This window comes from Pseudomonas sp. FSL R10-0399 (genome assembly GCF_009600165.1).
Classification (GTDB): Bacteria; Pseudomonadota; Gammaproteobacteria; order Pseudomonadales; family Pseudomonadaceae; genus Aquipseudomonas; species Aquipseudomonas helleri.
In genome coordinates this window covers 1-12,726 of sequence record NZ_WIWK01000146.1, presented here as the reverse complement: position 1 = coordinate 12,726, position 12,726 = coordinate 1, and the positions used below count along the sequence as shown (strand labels likewise).

The 12,726-nt window shown below is 59.8% G+C and carries 15 protein-coding genes; 13 read left to right on the top strand and 2 right to left on the bottom strand.

Annotation, left to right across the window (positions count from 1 at the left end; translation table 11 throughout):
• The 6 genes from GHO41_RS26440 to GHO41_RS26415 form a co-directional block, all read left to right on the top strand.
• Positions 1 to 1,801, top strand: a 1,801-nt coding sequence (locus tag GHO41_RS26440) for a primosomal protein N' (protein WP_153435080.1), incomplete at its 5' end; no start/stop codon positions are given.
• Positions 1,802 to 1,971: 170 nt separating this feature from the next.
• Entirely contained in the window at positions 1,972 to 3,708 is a 1,737-nt protein-coding gene (gene argS, locus GHO41_RS26435; protein WP_048366722.1) for an arginine--tRNA ligase, read from the top strand.
• Position 3,709: 1 nt separating this feature from the next.
• Positions 3,710 to 4,405, top strand: a complete 696-nt coding sequence (locus GHO41_RS26430; protein WP_153435079.1) for an SPOR domain-containing protein — start codon at positions 3,710 to 3,712, stop codon at positions 4,403 to 4,405.
• Between the two features lie 177 nt (positions 4,406 to 4,582).
• Complete coding sequence (gene hslV / locus GHO41_RS26425; protein WP_048366724.1) at positions 4,583 to 5,113, top strand: ATP-dependent protease subunit HslV; 531 nt, start codon at positions 4,583 to 4,585, stop codon at positions 5,111 to 5,113.
• Positions 5,114 to 5,181: 68 nt separating this feature from the next.
• Complete coding sequence (gene hslU, locus GHO41_RS26420; protein ID WP_048386399.1) at positions 5,182 to 6,516, top strand: ATP-dependent protease ATPase subunit HslU; 1,335 nt, start codon at positions 5,182 to 5,184, stop codon at positions 6,514 to 6,516.
• Positions 6,517 to 6,585: 69 nt separating this feature from the next.
• The gene (locus tag GHO41_RS26415; RefSeq protein WP_153435078.1) at positions 6,586 to 6,963 is read left to right on the top strand and encodes a gamma-butyrobetaine hydroxylase-like domain-containing protein; all 378 of its coding nucleotides are present in this window, start codon (positions 6,586 to 6,588) and stop codon (positions 6,961 to 6,963) included.
• A 98-nt stretch (positions 6,964 to 7,061) separates the two neighbouring features.
• On the opposite strand, the gene GHO41_RS26410 is transcribed toward GHO41_RS26415, so the two are convergent.
• Positions 7,062 to 7,817, bottom strand: coding sequence for a phasin family protein (locus GHO41_RS26410; RefSeq protein ID WP_153435077.1), 756 nt, complete (start codon positions 7,815 to 7,817; stop codon positions 7,062 to 7,064).
• Positions 7,818 to 7,947: 130 nt separating this feature from the next.
• Entirely contained in the window at positions 7,948 to 8,223 is a 276-nt protein-coding gene (locus tag GHO41_RS26405) for a polyhydroxyalkanoic acid system family protein (protein WP_153392267.1), read from the bottom strand.
• Positions 8,224 to 8,333: 110 nt separating this feature from the next.
• On the opposite strand from GHO41_RS26405, the gene ubiE reads away from it, so the two are divergent.
• From ubiE to tatB, 7 genes are all read left to right on the top strand, one after another.
• Positions 8,334 to 9,104, top strand: coding sequence for a bifunctional demethylmenaquinone methyltransferase/2-methoxy-6-polyprenyl-1,4-benzoquinol methylase UbiE (gene ubiE, locus GHO41_RS26400; protein ID WP_048366729.1), 771 nt, complete (start codon positions 8,334 to 8,336; stop codon positions 9,102 to 9,104).
• A complete protein-coding gene (locus GHO41_RS26395; RefSeq protein WP_153435076.1) occupies positions 9,104 to 9,727 on the top strand; it encodes an SCP2 domain-containing protein in 624 nt (207 codons plus the stop codon). The genes ubiE and GHO41_RS26395 overlap by 1 nt, the downstream gene beginning before the upstream one ends.
• Positions 9,724 to 11,331: a ubiquinone biosynthesis regulatory protein kinase UbiB gene (gene ubiB, locus GHO41_RS26390; protein ID WP_048366731.1), complete on the top strand. Its 1,608-nt coding sequence runs from the start codon at positions 9,724 to 9,726 to the stop codon at positions 11,329 to 11,331. Before GHO41_RS26395 ends, ubiB begins: the two co-directional genes overlap by 4 nt.
• A gap of 62 nt (positions 11,332 to 11,393) precedes the next feature.
• Positions 11,394 to 11,795: a phosphoribosyl-AMP cyclohydrolase gene (gene hisI, locus GHO41_RS26385; protein ID WP_019412272.1), complete on the top strand. Its 402-nt coding sequence runs from the start codon at positions 11,394 to 11,396 to the stop codon at positions 11,793 to 11,795.
• Positions 11,788 to 12,120 (top strand): phosphoribosyl-ATP diphosphatase, encoded by a 333-nt coding sequence (locus GHO41_RS26380; protein ID WP_048366733.1) that lies wholly within the window; start codon positions 11,788 to 11,790, stop codon positions 12,118 to 12,120. Before hisI ends, GHO41_RS26380 begins: the two co-directional genes overlap by 8 nt.
• 23 nt (positions 12,121 to 12,143) lie before the next feature.
• Positions 12,144 to 12,422: a twin-arginine translocase TatA/TatE family subunit gene (locus tag GHO41_RS26375; protein ID WP_048366734.1), complete on the top strand. Its 279-nt coding sequence runs from the start codon at positions 12,144 to 12,146 to the stop codon at positions 12,420 to 12,422.
• A gap of 10 nt (positions 12,423 to 12,432) precedes the next feature.
• On the top strand, positions 12,433 to 12,726 hold a 294-nt coding region (tatB, locus tag GHO41_RS26370; protein WP_153435075.1), incomplete at its 3' end, for a Sec-independent protein translocase protein TatB.

Genomic DNA, 12,726 nt, shown 5'->3' with positions numbered 1-12,726 from the left:
CCAGCGCGAGGCCCTGGCCACTCTCGCCCAGCACCCGCACGGCGTGGCCCATCAGCTGTTGAGCAAATTAAAGCTGAACAAGGACAGCCTCGACCTGTTGCTGGCCAAAGAGCTGGTGACGGTCGAAATTCGCCGCCACGCGCCCAGTGCACGCCATGAACGCTGGCTGGCCCAGCCCGAGCTGCCGCTCAACGATGAGCAACGTGCCGCCTGCGAGGCGATTCGCGCCGGGTTCGACAGCTTCCATGCCTTTTTATTGGCGGGCGTGACCGGCAGCGGCAAAACCGAAGTGTATTTGCAGTTAATCCGCGAAACCCTCGAAGCCGGCAAACAGGCCTTGGTGCTGATCCCGGAAATCAACCTGGGGCCACAAACCCTGGCCCGCTTCGAGCAGCGCTTCAACGCCCGTATCGCACTGGTGCATTCGGCGGTCAATGATCGCGAGCGCCTCGAAAGCTGGCTCGCGGCCCGCGACGGCGAGGCCGACATTATTATTGGCACGCGCTCGGCACTGTTCACCCCGATGAAAAACCCCGGGCTGATCATCATCGACGAAGAACACGACGGCTCTTATAAACAGCAGGAAGGCCTGCGCTACCACGCCCGCGACCTGGCGCTGGTGCGGGCACGGCAAGAAAACATCCCGATCGTGCTCGGCTCAGCCACTCCTTCGCTGGAGAGCCTGCATAACGCCTACACCGGCCGCTATGGTTTGCTGCGTTTGAATGAACGTGCAGGCGGAGCCAAACAGCCGCGATTCCTGCGCTTGGATGTAAAAAGTCGCCCACTGGACAGCGGTATTTCCGGGCCGATGCAACTAGCCATCGGCCAGACACTGGCGGCGGGCCAGCAAGTGCTGGTGTTTCTCAACCGTCGCGGCTTCGCGCCGACCCTGCTGTGCCATGACTGCGGCTGGATGTCGGAGTGCAAGCGCTGCGACGCGCGCATGACCGTTCATCAGCGCTCAGGCGAATTGCGCTGCCATCACTGCGGTTACGTCGAGCGCGTGCCGCGCAATTGCCCGCAATGCGCCAAGGTTGACTTGCGCCCTGTAGGGGCTGGCACCGAGCGGGCCGAAGAGCGGCTGGCGATTTTGTTCCCGGATTACCCGGTGCTGCGGGTCGACCGCGACAGCACGTCACGCAAAGACGCGATGAACCAGCTGTTTGCCACCATCCAGAAAGGCCAGCCGTGCATTTTGGTGGGCACGCAAATGCTCGCCAAGGGCCACCACTTTCCACGGGTGACGCTGGTGTCGATTCTGGATGCTGACGGCGGGCTGTTCTCGGGCGACTTCCGCGCCAGCGAACGCATGGCGCAATTGATCGTACAGGTCGCAGGCCGTGCGGGCCGGGCCGAAGAGCCCGGCCGGGTGATTATCCAGACCCACCTGGCCGACCACCCGCTGCTGATTCAACTGACCGAGCAAGGCTATTTTGCCTTCGCCGAACAGGCCTTGAGCGAGCGCCGGGCTGCGGGCTTGCCGCCCTTTGCGCACCTGGCGCTGTTGCGCGCCGAAGCGCACAAGCCGGGGCAAGCCGAAGGGTTCCTGGATGAAGCCTGCAGCGAGGCCGAGCGTTTGCTCGGCGAGCTGAACCTGCACGGTATCGAACTGCTGGGCCCCGTGCCTGCGCCAATGGAGCGCAGGGCCGGACGCTACCGCGCTCAACTACTCTTACAAGCCAACGCCCGCGCGCCGCTGCATCGGCTGCTGAGCCACTGGCTGCTGATCCTTGAACAAATGCCCAGCGGCAGACAAGTCCGCTGGTCACTGGATGTGGACCCGGTTGATTTGTATTGATCCAAACCGTGTAGGAGCGAGCTTGTCTCGCGATCTTTTAAACGATCAAAAGATCGCGAGACAAGCTCGCTCCCACAGGCTTGCAGCTTGCCGCTCCGTTAGCGGACAATACCCAGTTTTTCCACCTGCGCACTGAAGCGCTACCGCGCTTGCGGTCGAAAGAGAAGACCATGAAAGACACCATTCGCCAGCTGATTCAACAAGCCCTTGCTCAACTCGTCACAGAAGGTGTGTTGCCTGAAGGCCTGACGCCAGCGATTCAGGTGGAAAACGCCCGTGACAAAACCCACGGCGACTTCGCCAGCAACATCGCCATGATGCTGGCCAAACCTGCCGGTCTGAAGCCACGCGATCTGGCTGAAAAAATCATTGCCGCGCTGCCGGCCGATGAGCAAATCAGCAAGGTCGAAATCGCCGGCCCCGGCTTCCTCAACTTCTTCCAGAACACTCAGGCCCTGGCCTCGCGCCTGGACGCTGCACTGGCAGACCCAAAGCTCGGCGTGCGCAAATCCGGCCCGCATCAGCGCACCGCTGTCGACATGTCCGCGCCTAACCTGGCCAAGGAAATGCACGTAGGTCACCTGCGCTCCACCATCATTGGTGACGGCGTGGCACGGGTGCTGGAGTTTTTGGGCGACGAAGTGATCCGTCAGAACCACGTGGGCGACTGGGGCACCCAGTTCGGCATGCTGATGGCCTACCTGGAAGAAAACCCGATCACCAGCGACGAGCTGTCTGACCTCGAAAACTTCTACCGCGCCGCCAAAAAGCGCTTCGACGAGTCCCCTGAGTTTGCCGACCGCGCCCGTAGCCTGGTGGTCAAGCTGCAAGCCGGTGACCCGGACTGCCTGGCGCTGTGGAGCAAGTTCAAAGACATCTCGCTGTCGCACTGCCAGAAAATTTACGAACTGCTGAACGTTAAATTGACCATGGACGACGTGATGGGCGAAAGCGCCTACAACGACGACCTGATCAACGTGGTCAACGACCTCAAAGCCAAAGGCATGCTGGTGGAGAGCAACGGCGCGCAGTGCGTGTTCCTCGACGAGTTCAAAAACGCCGAAGGCGAGCCGTTGCCGGTGATTATCGTCAAGGCAGACGGCGGCTACCTGTACGCCACCACCGACCTGGCAGCCATCCGCTACCGCAGCGGTGTACTGAAGGCCGACCGCGCCCTGTACTTCGTCGACCAGCGTCAGGCACTGCACTTCCAGCAAGTGTTTGCCGTGGCACGCAAAGCCGGTTTTGTGACCCACCCGATGGAAATGGAACACATGGGCTTCGGCACCATGAACGGCGCTGATGGCCGCCCTTTCAAGACCCGCGACGGTGGCACGGTAAAACTGATCGACTTGCTCACCGAAGCCCAGGAACGTGCCTACACCCTGGTGAAAGAGAAGAACCCTGAGCTGGCCGAAGAAGAACTGCGCGCCATCGCCAAGGTGGTCGGCATCGACGCGGTGAAATACGCGGACCTGTCCAAGCACCGCGCCAGCGATTACAGCTTCAACTTTGACCTGATGTTGAACTTTGAAGGCAATACCGCACCTTACCTGCTGTATGCCTACACCCGTGTGGCGGGCGTGTTCCGCAAACTGGGCAAGCGTTTCGACGAAGTACCGGGGCACATCGTCCTGGCGGCGCCACAAGAGCAGGAATTGGCCGCAAAACTGGCGCAATTCGGTGAAGTGCTGAACAACGTTGCTGAAAAAGGCACGCCACACACACTGTGCACCTACCTGTACGAAGTGGCCGGTCTGTTCTCCAGCTTCTACGAGAACTGCCCGATCCTGAACGCCGAAGACGAGGCCCAAAAACAAAGCCGTCTGCGCCTGGCAGCCCTGGCCGGCCTGACCCTCAAGCAAGGCCTGGAATTGCTGGGCCTGGAAACTCTGGAGCGCATGTAAGTTGGCCGCCAAGAAAAAACCTGCACCCAAGCGAGGCGCCAGCCGGTATCAGGCGCCAGCCAAAAAGCCGATTCCGGGCTGGTTGTGGCTGGCCATCGGCCTCACCGTCGGCGCGTTTATTGTGTTCCTGATGAAGCTCGAGCCGGGTAAGGGCGACGACGTCAAACGGGTCAAACAAGAGGCGCAAAAAACCTCGCAACAGGCTGAAGCCAACAAGACGCCGCCGAGCCCGACTCAGCCGGTCAAGCCCAAGTACGACTTCTATACCTTGCTGCCCGAATCAGAAGTGATCGTGCCGCCAGAAGCCGTGCCGGAGAAGCCCCCACCTGCGCAGCCAACGGCCCCTCTGGCGCCGGTAACACCGGCTGAAGCGGCAAAAATCGACACCGTGCGGGCTCAAGCCGCCCTGAACGGCCTGACGCCACCGCCGGCACCACCGGTGGTCAAGGAAGCGCCTTCGACGACCAAGTTCTTCCTGCAGGCGGGCTCGTTCCGCAAACAGGCCGATGCGGATAAAGTGCGCGCCCAAATCATTCTGCTCGGCCAAACCGCTTCGGTTGAGTCGGGCACGGTGAAAGACGAAACCTGGTACCGGGTACTGGTCGGCCCGTTCAGCAACCGCGAACAACTGACCGTGGCCCAGAAGCAATTGGCCGGTGGCGGCTTCAACAACCTGTTGTTGCAGCAGCGCCGCTAATCCAGGCCGTAGGCTGCGATCTTTTAACATTCGAAAAGATCGCAGCCTGCGCCAACGCCTACAGACGCTTCCTTCACTCCATTCATCCGCATTCCCCTCCCGCTGTTGAAATACGCGCTACAACCCCCATATGTATCTCCATCAGGCATTTTCGCCCCGCTGCGTGGAGACTCTCCCTTGACCACCATCGTTTCAGTTCGCCGCCACGGCAAAGTCGTTATGGCTGGCGACGGCCAGGTTTCTCTTGGCAACACCGTGATGAAAGGCAACGCGAAAAAAGTCCGTCGCCTGTACCACGGCCAGGTAATCGCCGGTTTCGCCGGTGCAACTGCCGATGCTTTCACCCTGTTCGAACGCTTTGAAGGCCAGCTTGAGAAACATCAGGGCCATCTGGTTCGCGCCGCTGTCGAGTTGGCCAAAGAATGGCGTACCGACCGCTCGCTGAGCCGCCTGGAAGCCATGTTGGCCGTCGCCAACAAAGACGCATCCTTGATCATCACCGGTAACGGCGACGTGGTTGAGCCCGAAGACGGCTTGATCGCCATGGGTTCTGGCGGTGCTTTTGCCCAAGCGGCAGCCCGCGCCCTGCTGATGAAAACCGACCTGCCGGCCCGCGAAATCGCCGAGACCGCACTCGGCATTGCTGGCGACATCTGCGTGTTCACCAACCACAACATCACTATTGAGGAGCAGGACCTCGCTGAGTAAGCCCCCTGCCGGGCCAGTTCGCTGGCCCGTGTATGCACCTGACTTCAGCTAGAGGAACGCCAATTATTATGTCCATGACTCCCCGCGAAATCGTCCACGAACTCAACCGCCATATCATCGGCCAGGACGACGCCAAACGCGCCGTTGCAATCGCCTTGCGTAACCGCTGGCGCCGCATGCAGCTCCCTGAAGAGCTGCGCGTTGAAGTCACCCCGAAAAACATCCTGATGATCGGCCCGACCGGTGTCGGTAAAACCGAGATCGCGCGCCGTCTGGCCAAGCTGGCCAACGCACCGTTCATCAAGGTTGAAGCCACCAAATTCACCGAAGTGGGCTATGTGGGCCGCGACGTAGAGTCGATCATCCGTGATCTGGCTGACGCGGCGATCAAGCTGCTGCGCGAGCAAGAAATCGTTAAAGTCCGTCACCGCGCTGAAGATGCCGCTGAAGAGCGCATTCTCGACGCCCTGCTGCCACCTGCCCGCACGTTTGGCGAAGAGGCGGCTGCACCGCAGGACTCCAACACCCGTCAGCTGTTCCGCAAGCGCCTGCGTGAAGGCCAGCTGGACGACAAGGAAATTGAAATCGAAGTGGCCGACGTGGCCGGTGTCGATATTTCCGCGCCGCCAGGCATGGAAGAAATGACCAACCAGCTGCAAAGCCTGTTTGCCAACATGGGCAAAGGCAAGCGCAAGAGCCGCAAGCTGAAAGTCAAAGAAGCCCTGAAAATGGTGCGTGACGAAGAAGCCAGCCGCCTGGTCAACGACGAAGAACTCAAGGCCAAAGCCCTGGAAGCCGTTGAACAGCACGGTATTGTGTTCATCGACGAAATCGACAAAGTGGCCAAGCGCGGCAATGTCGGCGGCGCCGATGTGTCCCGTGAAGGCGTACAGCGCGACCTGCTGCCGCTGATCGAAGGCTGCACCGTCAACACCAAACTGGGCATGGTTAAAACTGACCACATCCTGTTTATCGCCTCCGGTGCTTTCCACCTGAGCAAGCCAAGCGATCTGGTACCTGAGCTGCAAGGCCGTCTGCCGATCCGTGTTGAACTCAAGGCGCTGACCCCGGAAGACTTCGAGCGCATCCTCAGCGAGCCGCACGCTTCGCTGACCGAGCAATACCGCGAACTGCTGAAAACTGAAGGCCTGAACATTGAGTTCCAGCCTGAAGGTATCAAACGTCTGGCGGAAATTGCCTGGCAGGTTAACGAGAAAACCGAAAACATCGGTGCTCGTCGTCTGCACACGCTGCTGGAGCGCCTGCTCGAAGAGGTATCGTTCAGTGCCGGTGACATCGCCAGCGCGCAGAACGAAGAGCCGATTCGTATTGACGCCGAGTACGTGAACAGCCACTTGGGCGAACTGGCCAAGAACGAAGACCTCTCGCGCTACATCTTGTAAGCCGGGCACCTGTAGCCGCTGTCGCAGCCTGCGACAGCGGCTTCGTGTTTGTGTGAAGACCAAAAGGTTATGACCATGATCCCCAGCGCCATCAACCTGCACAAAGCCTCAAAAACCCTGACCCTCAAATACCCGTCTGGCGAGGAGTACCACTTGCCGGCCGAACTGCTGCGCGTGCATTCGCCGTCCGCAGAGGTGCAGGGCCACGGCAAGCCCATTCTGCAATTTGGCAAAATCAATGTCGGTTTGCTCAAGATCGAACCCGCAGGCCAATACGCCCTGAAGCTGACCTTCGATGACGGCCATGACAGCGGGCTGTTTACCTGGGAGTACCTGTACCAACTGGGGGTTCGCAAAGATGAGTTGTGGCAGGACTACCTGGCCGAACTCAAAGCGGCCGGCAAGTCGCGCGACCCTTCGGAATCGGTTGTAAAGCTGATGCTGTAGCACTCAGCCTAACTGTAGGAGCGAGCTTGTCTCGCGAGCTTTTTAAAGATCAAAAGATCGCGAGGCAAGCTCGCTCCTACAGCCCAGATGTGGGCAACTCAGGATGAGGTGGTGGGCTCCGGGGCCTTCACTTCGGCTGGTTTTTTGACCGCTGCCGGTTTTTTAGCGGCGGGCTTGGCCGCTGCCTTGGCTGCCGGTTTTGCGGCTGGCTTGGCAGGGGCTTTGGTGACAGGTTTAGCGGCTGGTTTTGCCGCAGGCTTGGCAGCAGCGCTGGCTGCCGGTTTAGCCGTTGCAGGCTTGGCGGCTGGTTTAGCGGCCGCGGGCTTGGCAGCAGCAGGTTTGGCCGCAGCAGGCTTAACGGCAGGCTTGGCGGTCGTCGCTTTGGCTGGTGCGGGCTTGCTTGCAGGCGTGGCTTTGGTGGCGGCGACTTTTGCGGCGGCGGCGGTGAGTTTTTCGATGTGCTTGGTCAGTACGTCGACTTGCGCATGCAAGGTTTTGACTTCTTCGCGGCTCGGCACGCCCAAGCGGGAGATAGCGCTGGTCAGGCGTTTATCGAAAGCCTCTTCGAATTCGCTCCACTTCTCCAGCGCCAAGTCTTTCACGTCTTCAACCCGTGAACGCGCGGATGAGGTGGTTGCCTTGGCTTCATCGACAAACTTGTTGCCTGCACTCTTGGCCAGCTTTTCAGCTTTTTCGCCGTCTTTGACCAAACTGTCAAACAGCTTGCTGCCATCGGCATCAATCTTTGAGTACACCCCAAGGCCTGCCAACCAGATCTTGCGCGAGTACTCTTCTATCTTGCCGGTCCATGAGTGACTTTCTTTTGCAGGTGCAGCCGGTTTCTTTGCAGCCATTGTGTTCCCCTCAATGTTCAGTCGCGACGTCTTTGAGTCAAAGCGCCGCGTCATCAAGGTGAACAACATGTTCACCTGTAACAGGTTTAGACCTTAATCCGCCTAGTTTCAAGGCAGGTTTAAAACGGGTTTATGCCAGCGCTTTGTCCAGCGAGCGTTCAATTTCTGACTGGATCATGCCGCTCATCGCCGACATCAACATGCCCAGTTTCACGTCCACTTTGACCCGGCGCTCATCCACTTCCAGTTGGGCCTCGACCCCGGAACGTTTCAGGGTCACCTTGTCGCCCGACCACTCAGGGCTCAGCCCGTACTGAGATTCCAGCTTACCCACCACTTCCCGGGCCTTGACCCGCGCCTGCTCAAGACCCAGGGTGTGAGTGCGCTCAACACTGATGTTTGCCATTGCTGCTTTCCTCGTAAAAAAGTCGATCACTATACTTACATTGACCCTCGCCAAGACAAAGCCGGCTACCGGGATTAGAATGGCCAGCATTCTCTTCTGGTGACAGCGATATGACTGATCAGCGCAAAGGCAGCGATGCCGAACCCACCACTCACTTCGGCTTCAAGAACGTGCCGGAAAGCCAAAAGGCCGACAAAGTCGCCGAGGTTTTCCACTCCGTGGCCGGTAAATATGACCTGATGAACGACGTTCTGTCGGGCGGCATGCACCGCCTGTGGAAGCGTTTCACCATCGAACTGTCGGGTGTACGCCCTGGCAACAAGGTGCTGGACATCGCTGGCGGTACGGGCGATCTGGCGCGCAAGTTTTCGCAACTGGTGGGCCCGACCGGCCACGTGGTACTGGCCGACATCAACGCCTCGATGCTCAAGGTAGGCCGTGATCGCCTGCTGGACAAAGGCGTTGCCGGCAATATCGAGTTCGTTCAGGCCGACGCCGAAAAGCTGCCGTTCCCGGACAACCACTTCGACTGCGTGACCATCGCCTTTGGCCTGCGTAACGTGACCCACAAAGAAGACGCGCTGCGCTCCATGCTGCGTGTGCTCAAGCCGGGCGGCCGCCTCTTGGTGCTGGAGTTCTCCAAGCCAACCAACGCGCTGATGTCCAAGGTTTACGACGCCTACTCGTTCGCCTTTATGCCCATGGTCGGCAAGCTGGTGCTCAACGATGCCGACAGCTACCGCTACCTGGCTGAGTCGATCCGCATGCACCCGAACCAGGAGACGCTGAAGTCGATGATGGTCGAGGCCGGTTTTGACCGCGTGACCTATCACAACATGACCTCAGGTATCGTCGCACTGCACCGCGGCATCAAGCCCTGATGTTGCTGCGCGGCCTTCTCGCCAGCGTCGAAACCGGCGTTAACCGGGTATTGCGCCTGGACAGCACGGCCTTGGCACGCTTGCGCCCGTTGACCGGCAAGGTCATTGCGGTGCGCGGCAGCAGCCCGACGGTTCAGCTGTTTATCCTGCCCAGCGATGAAGGCCTGATGCTGGCCGCTGAGTGGGCCGCCGAAGCCGACTGCACCTTGCGTGCCCCGACGTCGACCCTGCTGCGCCTGGCCTTGAGCAAAGACAAAAGCGCGGTGTTGCACAGCCCGCAGGTCGACCTCGAAGGTGACAGCGCCGCGCTGATGGCGCTGGCCGCCGTGCTGCAAGACCTTGAGCTGGATTGGGAGTACGAACTCTCACGCTGGATCGGCCCTGTGCCTACGGCGTTGATCGGCGGCCACCTGCGCAGTCGCGCCAACTGGTATCAGCAAGGTTTCGCCAGCCTCAATCAGAACCTGGCCGAATACCTGAGCGAAGAAGCCCGCACCTTGGTCGGCGAACGTGAAGCGCAAGCGCGCTTTGAGCAAATCGACCGACTTAAACTCGACCTGGACCGCCTGGAGGCACGCTTTGAGCGCCTCAGCCGATCCCTCAAGCCCAGCGATCACGCATGAAGCTGCTTGCCATACGCCGTTTGTTTCGCATCCAGCGCGTCGTCATTCGCTACCGCCTGGATGACCTGCTGTTTGCCCTGCCCTTGCCGTGGTGGCTGTTGTCGCTGCGCTATGCCCTGCCGTGGCGCTGGTTCCCGCGTAAAAAGCTGGAGCTGAGCCGAGGCGCAGCCCTACGGTTGGCCTTGCAGGACTTAGGACCGATCTTTATCAAGTTCGGGCAAATTCTCTCGACCCGTCGCGACTTGCTCCCACCGGACATCGCCGATGAGTTGATGCTGTTGCAAGACCGCGTTCCGCCGTTCGACCCGGAGCTGGCGGTCAAGCTGATCGAAGAACAGCTCGGCGCCAAAATCAGCGAAGTCTTTAGCCGTTTTGACATTGAGCCGCTGGCCTCGGCCTCGGTGGCCCAGGTGCACGCCGCCAAACTCAAAACCGGCGAAGAAGTGGTGGTCAAAGTCGTCCGCCCGGGCCTCAAGCCGATCATCGGTTCTGACCTCGCATGGCTGTTTATTCTGGCCAAGACCGCCGAGCGCCTGAGCGCGGATGCGCGCCTGCTGCACCCGGTAGACGTGGTCAGTGATTACGAAAAAACCATCTACGACGAACTCGATCTGCTGCGCGAGGCGGCCAACGCCAGCCAGCTCAAGCGCAACTTCGAAGGTTCGCCGCTGCTTTACGTGCCGCAGATTTACTGGGACTGGTGCCGCCCCAAAGTGCTGGTCATGGAGCGCATCTACGGGCTGCAAGTCACCGATCTGGCGGCCTTGGCCGACCAGCGCACCGACATGAAGCTGCTGGCCGAACGCGGGGTCGAGATCTTCTTCACCCAAGTGTTTCGTGACAGCTTCTTCCATGCCGACATGCACCCCGGCAACATTTTCGTCAGCACGGTCAGCCCGTGGAGCCCGCAATACATCGCCATCGACTGCGGCATCGTCGGCAGCCTGACCCCCGAAGACCAGGACTATCTGGCGCGCAACCTGTTTGCCTTCTTCAAGCGTGATTACCGGCGTGTGGCCCAACTGCACATCGACTCGGGCTGGGTGCCTGCGAACACCAAGCTCAACGAGTTTGAGGCGGCGATCCGCACCGTGTGCGAGCCGATTTTCGAGAAGCCGCTCAAAGAGATTTCCTTTGGTCAGGTGCTGATGCGCCTGTTCCAGACCGCTCGGCGCTTCAACATGGAAGTCCAGCCGCAGTTGGTTTTGTTACAAAAAACCCTGCTTAACATCGAAGGCCTGGGCCGCCAGCTGTACCCCGACCTCGACCTGTGGAGCACCGCGCAGCCGTTCCTTGAACGCTGGATGCGCGAGCGCGTCAGCCCCAAAACCCTGCTGCGCAACCTGCACAGCCAGGTCGAGCAGATCCCGCATCTGGCGGGCATGACCCGCGACTTGCTGGAGCGCATGTCGCAACCTCACGCCAAAAACCAGCCGCTGGCGGTGCGTGAGCCCCGGGACGGCTGGTTCTTGCGCCTGCTGGGCGCCGGGCATGTGGTAGCAGGCGCCTTACTGGCAACTGTCGGACCTTTGGGCAGCATCGGTTACTGGCCGGCGGGTATCCTGCTGGTGGTGGGCCTTTACCTGATCGTGCGCCGATCGTAGGAATTCTGGTCACTCTTGAGAGAGGCTGGCAAACTGTGGGCATCGCGAGTGCGGAGTCAAACATGAAAGACTGGCTGGACGAGATCAAATGGGACAACGATGGCCTGGTGCCGGCAATTGCCCAAGACCATAAAACCGGACGTGTGCTGATGATGGCCTGGATGAACCGCGAGGCCCTGAGTCTGACCGCGGCAGAAAACCGTGCCATCTACTGGTCACGCTCGCGTGGCAAACTGTGGCGCAAAGGTGAAGAATCAGGCCACGTGCAAAAGCTGCATGAAATGCGCCTGGACTGCGACGCTGATGTGATCATCCTGATGGTTGAACAAATCGGCGACATCGCCTGCCATACCGGCCGTCAAAGCTGCTTCTACCGCGTTTACGAAAACGCCGAATGGAAGACCGTTGATCCGGTGCTTAAAGACCCGAACGCCATTTATCACGCAGGCCACTCCCATGACTGACACCCTGAACCGCGTCGCCCAAGTGCTCGAAGCACGCAAAGGCGCCACGCCAGACAGCTCCTATGTCGCCAGCCTGTACCACAAGGGTTTGAACAAGATCCTGGAGAAAGTCGGCGAAGAGTCGGTCGAAACCATCATTGCCGCCAAAGATGCTGCCATCAGCGGTGACTGCAGCGATGTCATCTACGAAACGGCTGATTTATGGTTCCACAGCATGATCATGCTCGCCCAGCTGGGCCAGCATCCTCAGGCGGTACTGGATGAACTGGAGCGCCGCATCGGCACTTCCGGACACGTGGAAAAAGCCTCCCGGCCTTCCGCCTAAACCCTTTTTTCAAGGAGCACAGCATGGGCATTTTTGACTGGAAACACTGGATCGTCATTCTGGTAGTCGTGGTCCTGGTCTTCGGCACCAAAAAACTGAAAAATCTGGGCACCGACGTGGGCGAGTCAATCAAAGGCTTTCGCAAAGCCATGAACGACGACGAAAAGCCTGCCGAACCCGTGGTTCCTCCTGCGCAGCCAACTGCCGCACCGACACCGCACACCACTTCGACCCTGAATGAGCCGCACACCATCGACGTGCAGGCACAAAAAGTCGAAGAGCCGACCCGCAAAGACGTGTGAGCCAAAACCCATGTTCGGTATCAGCTTCAGTGAACTGCTGCTCGTCGGCCTGGTTGCCCTCGTGGTGCTGGGCCCCGAGCGCCTGCCGGGTGCTGCACGCACCGCCGGCCTGTGGATCGGACGCTTGAAACGCAGTTTCAATGCGATCAAACAGGAAGTTGAACGTGAAATCGGCGCTGACGAGATCCGTCGCCAGTTGCACAACGAACACATCTTGTCGATGGAAGAGGAAGCCAAGAAGATCCTGGCCCCGCTCCAGCCGACGGTGCCGCCCGTGGTGCCGACAGAGCCTGTGCCAGCCCCC